This is a genomic window from Microcystis sp. M49636_WE2 (genome assembly GCF_030065375.1).
In the GTDB taxonomy this organism is placed as follows: Bacteria; Cyanobacteriota; Cyanobacteriia; order Cyanobacteriales; family Microcystaceae; genus Microcystis; species Microcystis aeruginosa_C.
Genome location: NZ_JASJFG010000854.1, coordinates 1 through 1,036 on the forward strand (window position 1 = coordinate 1; position 1,036 = coordinate 1,036).

The following is a 1,036-nucleotide window of genomic DNA, read 5'->3' on the forward strand; positions in this document are numbered from 1 at the left end:
CGAAAGGAACGATGTTGTTCGCATTTACTTTTTGTTTGAGCCTTTGATTTACGAGAGGAGACTCACTCTCGACCTGTATCACGGGGGAGCTTTCGCTAACCTGTCGAAACCGTTACGGCCCCTTGTGCTTACATTCTGATTGTAGCATATTTTTTGATTAAGCTAATTGTGGCTCAATTGAGATTTTTCCGATCTTCCCAAGGGTTAGAGCCAGTCTAGATGGGAAAAAAGGTTTTTATCGCTGATTTTTGGGAGAATTATCCTATATTTGCCCTCGATTAGTATCACCAGAGACTAAACAATTAATTGAGCAGCTATTGCTCCACTGCGATAACCTGAGTTCGGAATCAGGGAAAACGGCAAAATTTCCCTAACCCGAACTAACCTTGATTACAAAACCTTATGGGTGTGAGAATGTTGTTTGACGTTATCCTCCGTCCGCACCACATGAACAGCATTCAAGATGCGTTTTTTCTCTAGGGAAAAGTTTAAATCGTTTTTTTGGCTGCCCAAGGAGATTAACCCTTGCAGGTGGGGTTGATTTTTATAGGTGCGAGTGGCCGCAATCGCCCTTTCGACAAAATTCTCGCATAATTGGGTATTATCGGGGAAATTACTAGGTATTTGAGGATTATCGTCCTGAAAAACCTCTCCTAAACTCATGGCGCGGGCAAATTCGTAGGAAGTGGGAATTCCTTTGACAATTGCCTCTAGGGCCGCCGAGGGAATCGGTTCTAACACCGCCACTTTTTCTAATTCTCCCTCCTGTTTGAGAAAACAAATTGCTAAACCGAATACACAATAATCATCTTTTGTCAAGTCAGAAATGTTTAAGAATTGTGTCGCTGTGGCCATTATTTTAATCCTGAGTCGCTCTTTCTTTAATCTTGCGGGTGATGAGCGCTCGAATCAAGGTTTTTATTAAGAGATATGAAGGAGAAAAATTTAGCAGGGTTGGGCGGCGCTAACGCATCCCCAGACGGAAAAAACTGAGAACTGTTAGACTAGAAACCAGCAGATTAACTGATAAACGAGC

Annotated in this window: 1 protein-coding gene and 1 other RNA gene; both read right to left on the reverse strand. The window is 42.5% G+C overall.

From position 1 onward, the window contains the following. Positions 1 to 122: a transfer-messenger RNA gene (ssrA, locus tag PX484_RS19540) on the reverse strand; the annotation flags it as partial. Positions 123 to 390: 268 nt separating this feature from the next. After that, the gene (locus tag PX484_RS19545; protein WP_004267957.1) at positions 391 to 855 is read right to left on the reverse strand and encodes a hypothetical protein; all 465 of its coding nucleotides are present in this window, start codon (positions 853 to 855) and stop codon (positions 391 to 393) included. Positions 856 to 1,036 lie beyond the last annotated feature (181 nt).

Coding starts and splice junctions, on each gene's coding strand:
- PX484_RS19545 (WP_004267957.1), bottom strand. CDS start 855: ATGGCCACAGCGACACAATTCTTAAACATTTCTGACTTGACAAAAGAT.